General features: G+C 65.8%; 15 protein-coding genes. 7 read left to right on the top strand and 8 right to left on the bottom strand.

The window, feature by feature from the left end; genetic code table 11:
- Positions 1-36: 36 nt before the first annotated feature.
- From B047_RS0107685 to B047_RS0107675, 3 genes are all read left to right on the top strand, one after another.
- Entirely contained in the window at positions 37-2037 is a 2001-nt protein-coding gene (locus B047_RS0107685; protein ID WP_018466379.1) for a thioredoxin domain-containing protein, read from the top strand.
- 4 nt (positions 2038-2041) lie between these two features.
- A complete protein-coding gene (locus tag B047_RS0107680; protein ID WP_018466378.1) occupies positions 2042-2803 on the top strand; it encodes a TIGR00282 family metallophosphoesterase in 762 nt (253 codons plus the stop codon).
- A gap of 74 nt (positions 2804-2877) precedes the next feature.
- Positions 2878-4464: a gamma-glutamyltransferase family protein gene (locus tag B047_RS0107675; RefSeq protein ID WP_018466377.1), complete on the top strand. Its 1587-nt coding sequence runs from the start codon at positions 2878-2880 to the stop codon at positions 4462-4464.
- 11 nt (positions 4465-4475) lie between these two features.
- Here B047_RS0107675 and B047_RS0107670 read toward each other — a convergent pair whose 3' ends face one another.
- Entirely contained in the window at positions 4476-4682 is a 207-nt protein-coding gene (locus B047_RS0107670) for a dodecin (RefSeq protein ID WP_018466376.1), read from the bottom strand.
- A gap of 72 nt (positions 4683-4754) precedes the next feature.
- Positions 4755-5708: an MBL fold metallo-hydrolase gene (locus B047_RS0107665; RefSeq protein WP_018466375.1), complete on the bottom strand. Its 954-nt coding sequence runs from the start codon at positions 5706-5708 to the stop codon at positions 4755-4757.
- Between the two features lie 172 nt (positions 5709-5880).
- On the opposite strand from B047_RS0107665, the gene B047_RS0107660 reads away from it, so the two are divergent.
- Both B047_RS0107660 and B047_RS0107655 read left to right on the top strand, forming a co-directional pair.
- Positions 5881-7548: a CTP synthase gene (locus tag B047_RS0107660; RefSeq protein ID WP_026234701.1), complete on the top strand. Its 1668-nt coding sequence runs from the start codon at positions 5881-5883 to the stop codon at positions 7546-7548.
- A 6-nt stretch (positions 7549-7554) separates the two neighbouring features.
- Complete coding sequence (locus tag B047_RS0107655) at positions 7555-8070, top strand: NUDIX hydrolase (RefSeq protein ID WP_245533718.1); 516 nt, start codon at positions 7555-7557, stop codon at positions 8068-8070.
- A gap of 17 nt (positions 8071-8087) precedes the next feature.
- On the opposite strand, the gene nadB is transcribed toward B047_RS0107655, so the two are convergent.
- The 6 genes from nadB to tsaB form a co-directional block, all read right to left on the bottom strand.
- Positions 8088-9653 (bottom strand): L-aspartate oxidase, encoded by a 1566-nt coding sequence (nadB, locus tag B047_RS0107650; protein WP_018466372.1) that lies wholly within the window; start codon positions 9651-9653, stop codon positions 8088-8090.
- A gap of 67 nt (positions 9654-9720) precedes the next feature.
- Positions 9721-10764, bottom strand: a complete 1044-nt coding sequence (gene nadA / locus B047_RS0107645) for a quinolinate synthase NadA (protein ID WP_018466371.1) — start codon at positions 10762-10764, stop codon at positions 9721-9723.
- Positions 10765-10815: 51 nt separating this feature from the next.
- Complete coding sequence (gene nadC / locus B047_RS0107640) at positions 10816-11694, bottom strand: carboxylating nicotinate-nucleotide diphosphorylase (RefSeq protein WP_018466370.1); 879 nt, start codon at positions 11692-11694, stop codon at positions 10816-10818.
- Positions 11695-11717: 23 nt separating this feature from the next.
- Positions 11718-13103 carry an RNA polymerase sigma factor RpoD gene (gene rpoD / locus B047_RS0107635; RefSeq protein ID WP_018466369.1) on the bottom strand — a complete coding sequence of 462 codons (1386 nt, stop codon included), beginning with the start codon at positions 13101-13103 and terminating at the stop codon, positions 11718-11720.
- Positions 13104-13171: 68 nt separating this feature from the next.
- Entirely contained in the window at positions 13172-14299 is a 1128-nt protein-coding gene (locus tag B047_RS0107630; RefSeq protein ID WP_018466368.1) for a class I SAM-dependent methyltransferase, read from the bottom strand.
- A gap of 14 nt (positions 14300-14313) precedes the next feature.
- A complete protein-coding gene (gene tsaB / locus B047_RS0107625) occupies positions 14314-14832 on the bottom strand; it encodes a tRNA (adenosine(37)-N6)-threonylcarbamoyltransferase complex dimerization subunit type 1 TsaB (protein WP_018466367.1) in 519 nt (172 codons plus the stop codon).
- Between the two features lie 143 nt (positions 14833-14975).
- Between tsaB and proC the strand changes: the two genes are divergently transcribed.
- Together proC and B047_RS0107615 are read left to right on the top strand one after the other, a co-directional pair.
- Entirely contained in the window at positions 14976-15758 is a 783-nt protein-coding gene (gene proC, locus B047_RS0107620; protein WP_018466366.1) for a pyrroline-5-carboxylate reductase, read from the top strand.
- Positions 15755-16300 (top strand): hypothetical protein, encoded by a 546-nt coding sequence (locus B047_RS0107615; protein WP_026234700.1) that lies wholly within the window; start codon positions 15755-15757, stop codon positions 16298-16300. Before proC ends, B047_RS0107615 begins: the two co-directional genes overlap by 4 nt.
- Positions 16301-16316 lie beyond the last annotated feature (16 nt).

Here is a 16316-nt window from a genome sequence, read left to right as displayed (position 1 = left end):
ACAGTTGCGGGCGACCTCGAGGGCTAGGCTCGGCTCATGCCTAACCGCCTGATCCACGAGACCAGCCCCTACCTGTTGCAGCACGCCCATAACCCGGTGGATTGGTATCCCTGGGGAGAGGAAGCCTTTGCCAAGGCGCGGGCAGAGGATAAGCCGATATTTCTTTCGGTGGGCTATGCCACTTGTCATTGGTGTCACGTGATGGAGCGCGAGAGCTTCGAGGATCCCGAGGTGGCCGCCTTTCTCAACGCCCACTTCGTGCCCATCAAGGTAGACCGCGAGGAACTGCCCGACGTCGACCAGGTCTACATGAACGCGCTCCAGGCCATGACCGGCTCGGGCGGCTGGCCCATGAACATGTTCCTCATGCCCGACCTACGGCCTTTTTACGGCGGGACTTATTTCCCGCCCCGCGATCATCCCCAGTTGCCCAGCTTTCGCCGGTTGCTCGAGGGCGTCCACAACGCCTGGCTGCACCGCAGGCAGGACGTGCTCGAGAACGCCGAGGACCTGACCAAGGCGCTCAGCAACGCGCTGCGGCCCCAGAGCGCCCCCCTTCCCGACGACCTGCACCCCTCGGCCCTGGCCGGGCTCTCCAGGGCCTTCGACCAGAGCTACGGTGGCTTTGGTGGCGCTCCCAAGTTTCCCCACGCCCCCGCACTGCTCTACCTGCTCTGCCATGCCTGGTTGGGGGATCGGGTGGCCTGGAAGCACCTCGAGCTGACCCTCGAGCGCATGATGGAGGGCGGTATCTACGACCAGGTGGGCGGCGGCTTTCACCGCTACGCCGTCGACGGCATCTGGCGGGTGCCCCACTTCGAGAAGATGCTCTACGACAATGCACAACTGGCGCGGGTGTACCTGGGGGGCTACAAGCTCTCGGGAAAGCCGCGCTACCGACAGGTGGCCGAGGAGATTTTGCGCTACGTGCTGCGCGAGATGACCGGACCGCAGGGCGAGTTCTGGTCGGCCCAGGACGCCGACTCGGAGGGCGTGGAGGGTAAGTTCTACGTCTGGAGCGAAGCCGAGGTGCGGGAGGTGCTGGGCAGCGATGCCGAGGCGGCTATCCGGCTGTTCGGGGTATCGGAGGCGGGGAACTGGGAAGGGGTCAACGTGCTCGAGCGCCGCTTCCCCGACGAGGCCCTGCGCGAGTCGCTGGGCCTGAGCCCCCAGGCTTATTCCGAGTGGGTAGAGAGCGTGCGGGCCAGGCTCTACGAGCGCCGCAAGCGGCGAGTTTGGCCCCTCACCGACGACAAGGTGCTGGCCGATTGGAACGGCCTGATGCTGCGGGCTTTGGCCGAGGCCGGGCGGCTGCTGGGAGAGGAGCGCTACCTCGAGGCCGCCCGCGCCAACGCTCGCTTCGTGCTGGGGACCATGGTCGCAGAGGGGTTGTTGCGGCATTCTTGGCGGGCGGGAAAACTGCGCCCCGAAGCCTACCTGAGCGACCAGGCCAGCTACGGGCTGGGGCTGCTGGAGCTCTATCAGGCTACCGGGGAGATGGAATGGCTCGAGGCCGCCCACCAGCGGGCCGAGGGCATCATGGCCCACTTCCGCGACCCGGAGGGGGGCTTCCGCGACTCCCCAAGCGAGAAGCTGCCCATCAAGGCCAAGGACGCGTACGACGGACCCTACCCAAGCCCTTCGGCTTCGGCTGCCGAGCTGCTTTTCCGGCTGGCGGCCCTGTACGAGCGCCCGGAGTGGTACGAAGCCGCGCTTTCGGCGGTAGAGGTCTACGCCCGTAGCCTCCAGCACAGCCCTTTTGGCTTTTCGGCGCTGCTCCAGGCCCACCTGGTTGGGGCCCAGGGCAGCGAGCTGGCCCTGGTCACGCCCTCGCGCTGGGCTACCGAGGCACAGAAGCTCTATCTACCCCTCACCACCCTGGCGATTGGCCCTTCCCACACCCTGCCCGTGCTCGCGGGGCGCAAGGCGGGGCTGGCTTATGTGTGCCGGCGGGGGGTTTGCCGCCTGCCTTCGGAGGATTTCCAGGGCCTGAAGGCCGAATTACACGCGCTGTACCCGAATGCCCGATTAGACTAGGCCCATGCGCGTTTTATTCATCGGGGATATCTTCGCCGAACCGGGTCTGCGGATCGTCTCGAGGCACCTACCCGATATTCGGGATGGCTTCGACGTCGTCGTCGCCAACGCCGAGAACACCGCAGGGGGCCTGGGTATCACCAAGGCCGCCTACAGGCGGTTGCGCGAGGCGGGCGTGGACGTGCTCACCCTTGGAAACCACGCCTGGGATCATCGCGAGGTCTACGAGCTCATCGAAACCGAGCCCATCGTGCGGGCGCTGAACTTCCCTCCCGGAACCCCTGGCAGGGGTTGGTGGCGGGTGGAGGCAGCGGGGGAGAGCTTGCTGATCTGCCAGGTGATGGGCCGCTTGTTCATGGACCCCCTCGACGACCCCTTCAGGGGGATGGATGCCTTGCTCGCCGAGCAGCAGGCCGACTGCGTGTTGCTCGAGGTTCACGCCGAGGCCACCTCCGAGAAACTGGCCCTGGCCCGCTACCTCGACGGGCGCGTCGGCGCGGTGCTGGGCACCCACACCCACGTTCCCACCGCCGATGCCGAGGTGCTGCCTGGGGGTACGGGTTACCAGAGCGACGTGGGCATGACCGGAACCTACGACGGCATCATTGGCGGCGAGGTACAGAGCTTCCTGGGTCGCTTCCTCACCCAGCGCCCCACCCGCTTCCGCGCCCAAGAAGGCCCCGCCCGCTTCCACGCCACTGCCCTGACCTTTGAGCGAGGCCGCTGTAAGAGCATCGAACCCTACCGCTTCGACGAGCCGGTTTAGAAGGGCTGGGGTTGAGGGTCAAAGGTGGCTAGCCCCTTGACCCGCGACCGCTCTCCTCCTGTACCCTGCTACTCGTGGACCTCAACTCCTATCCCTATCCCTCCCGCCGTACGGTGGTGGTGGGCAAGCGTGGCGCGGTCGCTACCTCCCAGCCTCAAGCAGCCCTGGCGGGCATGGAAATGCTCTTGGCCGGGGGCAACGCGGCGGATGCGGCTTTGGCGATGGCCATCGCGCTGACGGTGCTCGAGCCCACCTCCAACGGCATCGGTTCTGACGCTTTTGCCCTGATCTGGGATGGCGGGCTGCACGGCCTCAATGCTTCGGGGCCCAGCCCCAGCCAGCTCCCGCTCGCAGCCTTCGAAGGGATGGAGGAGGTTCCGGCCAGGGGTTGGCTGAGCGTCACCGTGCCGGGGGCGCCCGCGGGCTGGCGGGCGGTTTCGGAGCGCTTTGGCAAGCTGCCCTTCGAGCGGCTGTTCGAGCCCGCGATCCGCTACGCCGAAGAAGGCTTTGCCGTGTCGCCAGTGACGGCTAGGAGCTGGAGCCGTTCGGCGGAAGCCTTCTTGAAGCTATTGGGGCCGGAGCACCGGGCCTTCAACCGGGTGTTCTTCCCAGGGGGACGTGGTCCACGAGCCGGGGAGGTCTGGCGTAGTCCGGAGCATGCCGCGACCCTTCGAGAGATCGCCTCGAGCCAGGCCGAGAGCTTCTACAAAGGAACCCTGGCCCGGAAGATGGCTGAATTCGCCGCCGACACGGGAGGCTGGCTGACCCAAGCCGACCTCGCGGCCTATGAGCCGGAGTGGGTCGAGCCCATCTCGGCCAGCTACGGCAGCCTCGAGGTCCACGAAATTCCCCCCAATACTCAGGGTATCGCTGCCCTGATGGCGCTGAAGATACTGGCCGGCCTCGACATGCTCCGTGCTTCCCATGACCCCGTCGAGTACCTGCACCTCCAGATCGAGGCCATGAAGCTGGCCTTTGCCGACGTAAAGGCCGAGGTGGCCGATCCCCGGCACATGCGCCTCAGCAGCGCCCAGTTGCTCGACGATGTCTATCTCTCGAGCCGTCGGCGACTCATCACGGATACCGCCCGGCCCGTAGAAGCCGGGGTTCCCAAGGGGGGTACGGTCTACCTCTGCGCCGCCGACGGCGAGCTGATGGTGAGCTTCATTCAGTCCAACTACATGGGCTTTGGGGCCGGGGTGCTGGTGCCGGGCACCGGAATCTCGCTGCAAAACCGGGGAGCGGGCTTCGTGCTCGAGCCCGATCACCCCAACCGCTACGCCCCCGCCAAGCGCCCTTTCCACACCATCATTCCCGGCTTCCTGACCCGCGACGGCAAGCCACTGGGGCCCTTCGGGGTGATGGGCGGTCACATGCAGCCGCAGGGCCACCTCCAGGTAGCCCTGGCGTTGGAGGACGCGGGCCTCAACCCGCAGGCTGTGCTGGACGCTCCTCGCTGGCAGTGGGTCAGAGGAAAGCAGGTTCTGCTCGAGCCCAGCGTGCCACAGCACGTGGTGCAGGGCCTCATCGACCGGGGCCACCACGTGGTGATCCAGCCCGAGGCCGGGCTGTTCGGGCGCGGGCAGATCATCCTGCGCCACGGCCAGGCCTTGATCGCCGCCTCGGAGCCCAGGGCCGATGGTCAGGCACTGGCGTGGTAGGCAGATTCGCGCTACTCCTCGAGCCTGAACCCCACCTCGAGCGTCACCTGATACATCTTGACCTTTCCACCCTCGATCAGCCCACGCAATTCCTTGACTTCAAACCAGTCCAGGTTGCGCAGGGTCTTGTTCGCGCGGCCCAGCGCGGTTTCGATAGCCTTCTCGATGCTCTCGCCACTCGAGCCCACCAACTCGACCTTCTTGTAAACCTTGTCCATGGCCGCCTCCTTCGCCTTCAGCTTATCGCGCCCTCGCTTGTGCCGACCCCGACAAGACCCCCGCGACTTTGCCTAGACACCATAGACGATGGTTTCGCCCATGGTTTCTTTGCGAATTCTGCCAGCTTGGAGCAAGTACTCCAGGTGGGCCAGCGTCTCCGACCAGGCGAAGCGGCGCTGGGCCGTGTTGAGCTCTCCGGGGAAAAGCTTTAAGGAGAGTTCCCAGCAGGTTTTGGGCTGGCCGTTCATCAACCCCAGCAGGTAATCCAGGCGCTCGTGGTGATGAGCGGCCAGTTCCTCAATGCGCCCTTTGAAGTCCTTCAGGGGGCGGTAGTGGCCGGGCAGGGCCAGCGAGACCTCGAGCCCCTTGGCTTTTTCCAGCGACTCGAGGTAGAGCCCCAGCGGATTGGGGTAGGAGTAGGCCCACACGCCGATGTTGGGGGAGATGCGCTCGAGCACGTGGTCTCCGGCCAGCAAGACGCCGTCGCTCTCGCGCAGCAGCATGGCGTGTCCGTCGGCGTGTCCGGGGGTCCAGATCACCCGCCAGCGCTGACCGGCGAGCTCGAGCACCTCCCCCTCGCGGAAGGCGCGGGGATTCCGCGGGGCGTGCACCCGGCTGCGGGTCTTGGCCATCTCGCGCCCCAGGTTGCTCAGGGCCTCCTCGGGGACGCCGTGCCGGCGGAAGAGCTCCAGTCCCGTCCGGTTCATGGCTTCGGGTTCGGTCCAGAAGGGGTGGCCGCGCTCGAGCTCCACGTCCAGCAAATACACCGGCACCCCCTCGGCCTCGATGAGCCCGGCCAGACCGTAGTGGTCGGGATGGTGGTGGGTCAGAACCAGACGGTCCAGGTCGGCGAACTTCAGGCCATGCTGTGCTAAGGCTGCCTCGAGGGCGGGCCTGGCCTCGGGGGTATCGAGCGCACAGTCCACCAGCACCGCCCCGTCGCCCAGCAGCAAGTAGCAGTTGACGTATTTGAAGGGGTAGGGGATGGGCACGGGGATAACTGCGATGCCAGGGGCGATATTCATGTCTCAACTATACCCTTGCTTTGACCAGGTACAGAAATCTGGGGCCTTTTTGCTGCCTGACTCATCCGAGCCGTAGGCCAAAGATGGTATGATGAAATCCCGTGAAAACTGTCCGGCCTCAGCGCCACCGAGAGGCGTGAGGCGGTTTGGCTTTTGTTTGGAGGAGAGCAGGATGAAATACATATTTGTCACGGGCGGTGTGGTGAGCAGTTTGGGCAAGGGCATCCTGACCTCCTCGCTGGGTGCGATTTTGCGGGCCAGGGGCTATCGGGTCACGGCCATCAAGATCGATCCTTACGTCAACGTGGACGCGGGGACCATGCGGCCTTATGAGCACGGGGAGGTCTTCGTGACGGGCGACGGGGCTGAGACCGACCTCGACATCGGCCACTACGAGCGCTTCCTCAACATCGACCTCAGCCGGGGCAACAACCTCACCACCGGCCAGGTCTACCTCTCGGTGATCCAGAAGGAACGCCGGGGCGAGTACCTCTCCCAGACGGTGCAGGTAATCCCCCACATCACCGATGAGATCAAGGAGCGCATTCGCCGGGTCGCCAAGGAGCAGGAAGCCGACATCGCGGTGGTGGAGGTGGGCGGCACGGTGGGCGACATCGAGAGCCTGCCCTTCCTCGAGGCCATCCGCCAGTTCCAGTTCGACGAGGAGGACGGCGACGTGATGTACATTCACCTCACCTTGGTGCCCTACCTGCCCACTTCCGAGGAGTTCAAGACCAAGCCCACCCAGCACTCGGTCTCGGCGCTGCGGGGTTTGGGCATCCAGGCTGACGCGGTGGTGCTGCGTTCGGACAAGATGGTGCCCGAGGACGTGCGCAAGAAAGTGGCCCTCTTCACCAACGTGCGCCCTAGCGAGGTGTTCACCAGCCCCACCGTGCAGTTCCTCTACGAGGTGCCGCTGGTGCTCGAGGAGCAGGGCTTGGGCCGGATCGTGGAGAAAAAGCTGGGCCTAGAGCCCATCCAACCCAACCTCAGCTTCTGGCAGAGCGCGGTGCGCAAGCTCAAGCAACCCTCGGACGAGGTGACGGTGGCCTTCGTGGGCAAGTACGTCAAGATGCCCGACGCCTACCTCTCCATCCTCGAGGGTTTCCGCCACGCGGGGATCGCCAACGACGCCCGCGTGAACGTGAAGTGGGTCAACGCTGAGGAGATCACCAGCCTCGAGCAGGCCGCCGAGGCCCTGCACGGGGTGGACGGGGTGCTGGTGGGGCCGGGCTTCGGTATCCGCGGCATCGAGGGCAAGATCCTGTGCGCCCGCTACGCCCGCGAGAACCGCATCCCCTACTTCGGGATCTGCTTGGGCCTGCAGGTCGCGGTGATCGAGTTCGCCCGCAACGTGCTGGGGTTGGAAGGGGCCAACTCCACCGAGTTCGACCCCTATACCCCCCATCCCGTCATCGACCTGATGCCCGAGCAGCTCGAGGTCGAGGGGCTGGGCGGCACCATGCGGCTGGGCAACTGGCCCATGCGCATCCACCCCGAGACCATCCTGCACCGCCTCTACGGCAAGGACCTGGCCTACGAGCGCCACCGCCACCGTTACGAGGTCAACCCCGCCTACGTGCACAAGCTCATCGAAGGCGGCCTCACCGTCTCGGCGGTCACGCCGGGTATGCACGGGCGCGGAGAAGGTCTGGTGGAGGCTATCGAACTGCCCGATCACCCCTTCTTCATCGGCCTGCAATCCCATCCCGAGCTCGCCAGCCGCCCCATGCGGGTTTCGCCTCCCTTTGGTGGTTTCATCGCGGCAGCGCTCGAGCGCCATCGCCAGTTCAAGACCCTGGCCGAGCGTCCTGACCCCGCCGCGCCCCGGCTGGCTTGAGGCTGAGTGCTGGCCGTAGTTGTACGCAAGATGCCCTACACCCCCATCCTGGCCACCCTCGGCTATGTGCTCTCGCCCGATGGCCGCTCGGTGCTGCTGATCCACCGCAACGCCCGCCCCGACGACCCCGCCTTAGGCAAGTACAACGGGTTGGGGGGCAAGCTCGAGCCCCACGAGGACGTGGCCGCCGGGATGCGGCGCGAACTGCGGGAGGAGGCGGGCATCGAAGCCACCAGGCTCATCCTGCGGGGAACCATCTCCTGGCCTGGCTTCGGCCAGCGCGGCGAGGACTGGTTCGGCTTCGTGTTCCTCGTTCCCGAGTGGACCGGTACGCCTTTGCAGCGTAACCACGAGGGGGCGCTCGAGTGGGTCGCGCTCGAGCGCGTCGTCCGGATGGAACTGCCCATGTGGCCCGGTGACCGCCACTTTCTGCCCTTGGTCTTCGACTCCGACCCACGCCCCTTTCATGGGGTGATGCCTTACAGGGATGGGCAGCCGGTGTCGTGGAGTTTTACGCGCTAAGTACCCGCGCGAGCCCTTTACTCGCGGTAGTGGCAGCCCATGCTGCGCTTGTTCTCCCAGGCTGCCATCGCGATGAGGATGGCCGTGCGCACGGCGTTGCGCAGGCCGATAACCCCGTCGCTCAGGCGATTGTTGCGGTAGAAGTCCTCGATCTCGGTCTCGAGGTGGCGCAACTCCCGCAGGGCGCGCTCGAGGCGGGGAGTGGTGCGCACCAGGCCCACGTAGTTCCACATGATGTGCTTGATCACGCTCATATCCTGCTGCACCAGGGCAGGGTCGGGGTCGGAGTGGCCCGAGTCCTGCCAGGGGGGAATTCGCTCGGGGTCGAAGGAGGGGCGCTCCTCGAGGTGACCGCGGATGTGGTGGGCGATGCGATCCCCCCAGACCAAGCCCTCCAGCAGCGAGGTGCTAGCGAGCCGATTGGCCCCGTGCAGGCCCGTGCAGGCCACTTCTCCCACCGCGTAAAGCCCCTGGAGGGTGGTCTGGCCCCATTCATCTACCCAGACCCCGCCGCACGAATAATGCGCTCCTGGAACCACGGGCACCAGGTCCTGGGTGATGTCGATGCCGTAGCGCAAGCACTCGGCGTGAATATTTGGGAAGTGGCGGAGGATTTTTCCCTTGGGGATGTAGCTGCGCAAGTCTAGGTACACGTGGGGGAGGTCGTGAAGGAGCATGTGGTGGTAGATGCTGCGGGCCACCACGTCGCGCGGGGCGAGGTCTTTCCAGTGGGGGTCGTAGTGCTGCATGAAAGGTTGCCCGTCGGCGTCGACCAGACGCGCTCCCTCGCCGCGCACCGCTTCGGAGATGAGGAAGGGCGGGGCTCCGGTGAGGTGGAAGGTGGTGGGGTGAAACTGCACGAACTCCATGTTGATCACCCGTGCCCCTGCGCGGTAGGCCATGGCCACCCCGTCGCCCCGGGCCCCCGGCGGGTTGGTGCTGCGGAGGAAGACCTGGCCCAGCCCGCCCGTGGCCAGCACGGTATGGCGGGCGATGCAGCGCTTGATGACGCGCTCCGTGCGGTCGAAGAGGTAGGCCCCCACGCAGGAGAGCGGTCCGTAGACGTCCAGGCGGTTGAGCGAGTGGTGGGCTGGGGTGAGCAGGTCGATGGCGGTGTGGCCCTTGAGCAGGGTGATGTGGGGATGGGCCTCGAGTGCGGCCATGAGCGCGCGGTGGATCGCCAGGCCCGTGGCGTCGGCGGCGTGCAGGATGCGCGGCACTTGGTGTCCGCCTTCCAGCGCCAGGGAAAGCTCCCCCGAGGGGTCTCGGTCGAAGGGCACTTGTAGCCGCTCGAGCAGCCACTCCTCCACCTTCGCTGGCCCTTCCTCCGCCAGAATGCGCGCGGCCTCGAGGTGGGAGTGACCCGCCCCCGCGCGCAGGATGTCCTCGATGAGCAGCTCGGGTGAATCGCCGGGGCCCTTGTAGATGATCCCTCCCTGTGCCCAGGCGGTGTTGCTCTCCTGCGCGTCGACGGAGCGGGTCACCACCGTGACGGGTATCCCCGCGTCGGCCAGGCTCAAAGCGGTGATGCCGCCCCCGATGCCACTGCCGATGACCAGCACCTCGGTTTCGATGAGTTCCATAAACGATGCAGGAGGTTGAAGGCCAAACGCCGGTTGTAGGGGCGAGCCACCGGCTCGCCTGTTCGCCTCAATCCCTCTTCCCGTTGGGGCCTATGGCGATCATGCGCTCGAGGGCCTTGGCGGCCCGTACCCGGATGTCTTCGGGCACCTCGATGACGTGGCGGCCCAGCTTGAGGGCGTTTAAGGTGTCCTCGAGGGTGATCTGGTTCATGTGGGGGCAGCGCACCGTGCACAGGCGCACGAACTCCTTTTCGGGGTAGGCCGCCATCACGTTATCGCCCATCGAGCACTCGGTCAGGAGCAAGTAGCGTGGGGCGTTGCTTTTCTCGACGTAGCGGATCATGGCGGTAGTGCTTCCGGCGAAGTCGGAGGCTTCGACCACCTCGGGGCTGCACTCGGGGTGCGAGAGGATCACCACGTCGGGGAACATCCTGCGCACGTCCTCGATGTCCTGCACGGTGTAGCGCTCGTGGACCTCGCAGCGCCCGTGCCAGCCGATCATCTCGTAGCCCAGCTCGCCTGGCGCGCCCTCGTCGAGGGTCGGGAAGATGATGCGCTTGCCGGTCTCGCGGGCTATGTTGCGGGCGAGGTATTCGTCGGGCAGGAAGATGACCGTGTCGCTTTGGAGAGACTCCACCACCGCTACCGCGTTGCTCGAGGTGCAGCACACGTCGCTCTCGGCCTTCACGTCGGCGTAGGTGTTGACGTAAGTCACCACCGGCACGCCGGGAAAGCGCTCCTTGAGCCGCCGCACGTCCTCGGCGGTGATGCTCGCCGCCAGCGAGCAGCCGGCTTTGGTGGAGGGCAGCAGCACGGTCTTGCCGGGGTTGAGGATCTTGGCGGTCTCGGCCATGAACCTCACCCCGCAGAACACGATGATCTCGGCGTCGGTTCTGGCGGCGACGCGGGAGAGCTCGAGCGAGTCGCCAGTGTAGTCGGGGATGATGTGAAAGAGGGCGGGTTCCATGTAGTTGTGGCCCAGGATCACCGCGTTCTTCTCGCGCTTGAGCTCGAGGATTTCCTGCGCGATCTCGAACTTGGCCTCGAGCTCGAACTCGGGCACGATGCCCGCGAGCCGGTCCTTGAGCTGGTCGAAGCTGAGGTGGGTCATAGTGTTCCTTCGAGAGGTCGGTCGCACGCCATCAACCATAGCCCCTAAGGCTCACGATTCAAGATCCAAGCTGATGTCCAGCGCCTTGACCGAGTGGGTTAGGGCTCCGACGGAGATGAAGTCTACGCCCGTCTCGGCTACCTGGGCCACGTTCTCCAGCGTGACGTTGCCGGAGGCCTCCAGCGGGACGCGTCCGGCGCTGATCGCCACCGCCTGGCGGAGCTGCTCTAGGTCCATGTTGTCCAGCAGGATGCGGCTCACGCCTGAGTACTGGCGTCCGCCGGGACTGAGCTCGAGCGCCTCGCGCAGCTCCTCGAGGGTGCGCACTTCCACGGTGATGGGCCGCTGCTGGGGGTCGCCCTCTCGCACCCGTCGCACGGCCTCGCGGAGGCTTCCCACGGCAGCGATGTGGTTGTCCTTGATCAGCACCTCGTCCCACAGACCGAAGCGGTGGTTGACCCCCCCGCCGATGCGCACCGCCCACTTGTCCAGCGCCCGCAGGCCCGGCGCGGTCTTGCGGGTGTCGAGGATGCGGGCTTTGGTATGGGCCACCGCCTGCACGAAGCGGCGGGTCTGGGTGGCGATGCCCGACATGCGCTGCATGAAGTTGAGCGCGGTGCGCTCGCCCATCAGGAGTGCTTGGCAGGGGCCTTGCACCCTGGCGAAGACCGTGCCCGCCTCGAGCGCGCTCCCGTCGGGGAAGAGCACCTCGAGCTCGAGGCGGGGATCGAGCTGGGCATAGACCTGTCGGACCACCTCGAGCCCGGCGATCACCCCCGACTCCTTGGCGAGGAAATGCCCGCTCGAGCGGGCCTGAGGAGGGATGGTGCACAGCGTGGTCACGTCTCCCTCGCCGATATCCTCCTCGAGTGCCCGCCGGATGGCTTCGGTGATCAGGGGGGTGAAGCGGGAATCCCTTGGGTCGGACATATCTGGCAGATGACTCCTGGCGCTTAGTCCAGGAAGTCGCGCAGCTTGCGGGTGCGCGACTCGTGGTACTTGAGCTTGCGCAGCGCCTTGTTCTCGATCTGGCGGATGCGCTCGCGGGTCACGCCGAAGTAAGCGCCCACTTCTTCGAGGGTGTGCTCGCGCCCGTCGATGAGGCCTTTGCGCAGCTTGAGCACCATGGCCTCACGCTCGGAGAGCTTATTTAAAGCCTTCTCGAGCTCCTCGCTGAGCATGCTCTGGGCGGCGGAGTCCACAGGGGAGGCCATGTGTTCGTCGGGGATGAAGTCGCCGTAGAAGGAGTCCTTCTCGTCGCCGATGGGGGTCTCGAGCGAAACCGGCTCCTGGGCGATCTTGAAGGTTTCCTCCACCTTCTTGGCGTCCCAGCCGGGGCCCATGGCTTCGGCCACTTCCTCGTAGGTGGGCTCGCGGCCGAGCTCCTGCTGCATCTGGCGGGCGGTGCGGGTGAGCTTGTTGATGGTCTCGACCATGTGCACCGGGATGCGAATGGTGCGGGCCTGATCGGCGATGGCGCGGTTGATGGCCTGGCGAATCCACCAGGTGGCATAGGTCGAGAACTTGTAGCGCCGCTTGTACTCGAACTTCTCCACCGCGCGGATGAGGCCCTGGTTGCCCTCTTGGATCAGATCGAGGAAGGAGAGGCCGCGTCCGGTGTACTTCTTGGCGATGGAGACCACCAGGCGCAGGTTGGCTTCGATCAGGTGCTGGCGGCAGATTTCCCCGTCGCGGGCGATGTGCAGATAGCGCTTGACCTCGCGCGGCAGGGCCCGCAGGCGGCTGTCGACGGCCTGGATGGTTTCGGGGTCGATCCGAATCTCGAGCCCGGGAACGCTGGTCACGCGGGAGCTGCCCTGCACCTGCGAGCGCAGCACCTGGCGGATGAGCTCGGCCTCGAGCCCCGTCTCCTGGGCTAAGAAGCCGGCGGCAGCCACCCCATCCTCGACCCGGCGGGCCAGGTCGATCTCTTCCTCCAGCGTCAGCAGCGGCACCTGGCCGATCTCGTGCAGGTATTGCCGCACCGGGTCGGAGGTGCTGACGCGGATGGTGGGGAAATCGTCTTCAAGCTCGTCGTCGGTCTCCTCGAGGATGGTGGGGGCCTCGAGGGTGTCGAGGTCGAGGTCGAGCACATCGGCGGTCTCGTCGATATCCCCCTCGATGAGCAGCTCTTCGGCTGCCTCGAGGTCTTCAGGGGCATCTTCGACTAGCTCCAGGGGCGGCACGTCGGGGGCGTCGAGGGTCAGGGCGCCGTCGCCCAATCCCTCATCCAGCAGGGCGTCGTCCGCCTTGGCTTCTTTGGCCTTCTTGGCCTTGGACTTGGGTTCGGCTACGGGGGTCGCGGATTTGGCCTTGGCGGTGCTTTTCTTCTTGCTCAAGCTGCCTCACCTCCGAGCTAAGGCTTTGCCGCCTATGGGCAAAGCCCGCAGAGAGTCGTGTCGATTCCTCACCGTGCGCTCCGGTCTTTAGTGCACGAGAGCACCTTATAGCCCTCTGTCGCAAGGGTGCGGACGCCACCAAATAGCGTCTGCAGGAGCGGTTCGTACTTCAAGAAGGGATTGGCCACAAGATAGAACCTCCCGCCTGACCGAAGGCGGGCGTGTGCGACTGTGATGAAAGCGTGGGCCACATCGAGAATGACTGAGCCCCCCACGTGAAACGGGGGGTTTGATAGTACTATATCGAATGAACGGTCTTTTGGCAAGCCTTCATCTACGTCGCTGTGGATGATGGTAGCGCTGATCTGAGCAGCATCGGCGCTTCGCCTCGCGCTCAGAACGCTCGCCAGGTCATCCTCCAGCAGCGTCGCGCGCGCACCTTCGGCAGCCAGCGTCAACCCAATGGCGCCGTAGCCCCCTCCCAGGTCGAGCACCTCGGCGCCGGAGATGTCTCCCAGGGTCTCGAGCAGCAGGGCGGTGGCCCTGTCGAGCTGCCCGGCGGAGAAGACCCCGCTCAGGCAGTAAAACGCCTGCGAGCGGCCCCTGGCCTCGATGCTGAAGTTCGTCCAGGGGTCGGGGAGGTGGGGGGAGGGGTTTTGCTTCTCCAGCACCGCCACCCGCAAAGGTCCTTCGCGCTTTAGCACTTCCCCACAGCCCAGCAGGGCCTTGGCCGCCCCGAATTGCCGCTCGAAGCCCTTGTTCTTATCGCCACTGAGCCACAACTGCCCGCCAGGACGCAGGGCGCGGGCCGCGGCGAGGAGGCTGAGGTGGGTGAAGTCCTGCCCCCGCTCTGAAGGCAGGACCAGCACGGCCTGGTCGTAGTGCTCCACCGGAGCTTCCCAGGGCAAGGCGGTGCGGACCTGCACGCCAGGCTGGCTGCCGAAAGCGGCCTCGAGGCAGCGCAGGGCGGCGCGAGAGGTCTCCAGCAGGTCTAGCTCGAGCCCGGCTTTCACCAGCACGGCGCTGGCGAGCCCGATGCCGGGGTTGAGGTCGAGGGCCCTGACCCCGTGAGCCCGAAGGCTTCTGGCCAACAGCTCCCAGCGCCCGTCCCCATACCCCCGCGCACCCGCCTTGTGGTAGAGCGTGAGTGGGCCGGCGGGCAGGGGATGCAGGCGGTGGTAGGCCTCGAGAACCACGAAGAATGAGTGTATCAGAGGTAGAGGGGTTCCACACCCCTCTGGCCCGAGCGCAGCAGCCTGGCTCCCAGTCTGGCCAACACCCGCCCCGATGGGGGCTCGTCTAGCGAGTGGGGCTCGAGGCCCTCGAGGGGCCTTTTCTCGGCGGGCGTAAGGGCTTGGATTTCGTCGTGAACGTGGTAGCTGGCGGTGTATACGAAGCCGCCGCGGGTGGAGTGAGCCACCCTCACCGTACCCCGGTAGCGTCCGGCCACTCCGGCCAGCGTGTCCACGCCAACGAGGGGAATGCCCAACCCCCTCGCCAGCCCCAGCCCTGCCGCGACGCCGATGCGCAGCCCGGTGTAAGAGCCGGGCCCCCGGCCCACGGCGATGCCCTGGAGCTGCGCGAGCCCACAGTTTGCCCACTGGAGGAAGGACTCGAGCTCGCTAAAGAGCGCTTCGGCATGACGGCGGTCTAGCCGAACGACGCGCTCGCTGGCGGGCAGGCCGAGCACCAAAAAAGCGGTCGCGGTGTCGATGGCCAGTACCTGCACGCCCAGGAGTATATCGCTAATGCAAGACACAAGAGGCCGTGGGTTGGCACTCTAGCCGTCGACCACCGACCGTCGAGTTCATTAGCAATTACCTAACTCAAACGCACTTTACCCGCTCTCATAGTGCCATTAGACTCATGTGGATGAAACTGGCCATGGTGGGCGTGGGCAAGATGGGCAGGAGCATCCTCGAAGGAGTGCTCCGCTCGGGCTTTCTCAGCGCGGGGGAGATCGGCGTGCTGGATTTCCCCGAGCGTACTCAGCAGATTGCCGAGCAGTACGCTGTGAACGCCCTCGACCCTGAAGACTTGCGACGAGCCGAGCGGGTTCTGATAGGGGTGCAGCCCAAGGATTTCCCGGCTCTGGCACCCCGCATCGTCCATCCCAACACGGGCTATATCTCGATCATGGCGGGGGTTTCGACCACCGTGCTCTCCCGCCGCCTGGGCACGCGCCGGGTGGTGCGGGCCATGCCCAACGTGGCGGCTACCATTGGGCGCAGCTCCACCGCCCTCACCGCGCCTCCCGAGGCCGAGGAGGCTGGCGACCTCAAGTTCGCCCAAAAGCTCTTCGCCACCGTGGGCGACATCTACGACCTGCCCGAGCGATTGTTCAACGCTTTTACCGGTATGTCGGCCTCGGCCCCGGCTTACATCGCCGTGGTGGCCGAGGCCCTGGCCGACGGGGGGGTCAAGCAGGGTATCCCCAGGGCGCAGGCGCTCAAGCTGGCTGCCGATGTGCTGGTATCTACTGGAGAGCTGTTGCGCCGCAAGCATCCGGCTGTGGTCAAGGAGGAGGTCGCCAGTCCCGGCGGTACTACCATCTATGGCCTGGCCGCCCTGGAGGCCCGCGGCCTGCGGGCTGCCCTGATCGAAGCCGTAGAAGCCGCTACCCTACGCGGCTTTGCGCTGGGAGAAGATGAGTGAGACGCTGGGTTGTTTGGGGTTTACTGCTGGGTTTGGTGCTGGCTCAACCGGGGGATTTCTATCCCCGTGGGGTGGGGCTGGGTTGGGCTTACTCCTCAGGTGAGGTGCAGATTTTCGCCCGTGAGCAAGCAGGGATGCTGGTGCTCGAGCACCGCTTCCCCGGCAAACCCGTTTACGGCGAACTGCTGCGCTATAGCCCACAGGGGGTTTTCCTCGAGGGTACGGTACTCAATGGCCAGGTGCAGCGCTATCAGCCGGCTTTGATGCTTTACCCGCCTGCTCCGATGGTGCTGGGTCAGGAGTGGGGCGGCAGGAGCATCCTCAACGGCAGCACCATAGCCCTCCTGGCGCGGGTGGAGCGAATCGAGGGGGTCAGCGTCCCTGCCGGACGCTACAACGCCTACGTGATCCGCACCTCCTTGGTCACGGAGGCGGGAGGCAGCGTGGTGGTGGAGTCGTATTTCGTGCCCGGCGTGGGGATCGTGCGCTATGCCAGCCCGGATGGTGGAACCATCGACCTTGTGCGGATACTGCGGCCATAATTGTCGATGGTCGGTA

This window comes from Calidithermus timidus DSM 17022, from assembly GCF_000373205.1.
GTDB lineage: Bacteria > Deinococcota > Deinococci > Deinococcales > Thermaceae > Calidithermus > Calidithermus timidus.
The sequence above is the reverse complement of the archived record's forward strand: the minus strand, read 5'-3'. Positions and strand labels throughout refer to the sequence as shown.

Excerpts from the sequence above, each read along its gene's own strand:
- B047_RS0107660 (WP_026234701.1), top strand. The coding sequence starts at position 5,881 with ATGAAATACATATTTGTCACGGGCGGTGTGGTGAGCAGTTTGGGCAAG.
- nadC (WP_018466370.1), bottom strand. The coding sequence starts at position 11,694 with ATGTCCGACCCAAGGGATTCCCGCTTCACCCCCCTGATCACCGAAGCC.
- B047_RS0107680 (WP_018466378.1), top strand. The coding sequence starts at position 2,042 with ATGCGCGTTTTATTCATCGGGGATATCTTCGCCGAACCGGGTCTGCGG.
- B047_RS0107685 (WP_018466379.1), top strand. The coding sequence starts at position 37 with ATGCCTAACCGCCTGATCCACGAGACCAGCCCCTACCTGTTGCAGCAC.
- B047_RS0107665 (WP_018466375.1), bottom strand. The coding sequence starts at position 5,708 with ATGAATATCGCCCCTGGCATCGCAGTTATCCCCGTGCCCATCCCCTAC.
- B047_RS0107670 (WP_018466376.1), bottom strand. The coding sequence starts at position 4,682 with ATGGACAAGGTTTACAAGAAGGTCGAGTTGGTGGGCTCGAGTGGCGAG.
- nadB (WP_018466372.1), bottom strand. The coding sequence starts at position 9,653 with ATGGAACTCATCGAAACCGAGGTGCTGGTCATCGGCAGTGGCATCGGG.
- proC (WP_018466366.1), top strand. The coding sequence starts at position 14,976 with ATGAAACTGGCCATGGTGGGCGTGGGCAAGATGGGCAGGAGCATCCTC.
- nadA (WP_018466371.1), bottom strand. The coding sequence starts at position 10,764 with ATGACCCACCTCAGCTTCGACCAGCTCAAGGACCGGCTCGCGGGCATC.